Consider the following 478-nt stretch of genomic DNA (forward strand, 5'->3'; position numbering starts at 1 on the left):
ATTTCGTTTTTAATAAAATTCTCCGTCATTGATTCTTCAACATCTGCCAGCATCTCTCTTAATTGTGGCGTTGCATATTTGACCGGTGTTTTGATATCGCCGATAAATAACTCGGAATAGTCATGATTAAGAGCTTTTTCATAAAGTGAACGCCAATCAATTGTTTTTCCACTTTGCTCTTCTACTGTTCCTAAGAACTGAGCAATATTAGTCACTTTAAATGAATGAGCAGCAACCGAGTGTTCTTCATACTTAAACTTTCCTGGGCAGCGAAAAATACTTTCTAAATCGCTTAAACTTTTAATGTATTGATGCATTCCCATTGAACTCATCCTTTCCTAACCAAATTTTTACTAGTCTAACATAGAACATCTATAGAAGCAAAAATTTTTATCGAGTTGAAAAATAGACTTCTTTCTTTTTTAACCTTCATTGATGTGGATGATTCCTTGGTCTAAGATTCCATAAACATGTTGGT

At 33.7% G+C, this 478-nt stretch carries 1 protein-coding gene; it reads right to left on the minus strand.

Going from position 1 to position 478, the window contains the following annotated elements:
* Positions 1–323: YfbR-like 5'-deoxynucleotidase (locus tag RT405_RS09670; RefSeq protein WP_313469350.1), on the minus strand; the 323-nt coding region annotated here is incomplete at its 3' end.
* Positions 324–478 lie beyond the last annotated feature (155 nt).

The sequence above is a fragment of the Carnobacterium sp. genome (assembly GCF_032094055.1).
In the GTDB taxonomy this organism is placed as follows: domain Bacteria; phylum Bacillota; class Bacilli; order Lactobacillales; family Carnobacteriaceae; genus Carnobacterium_A.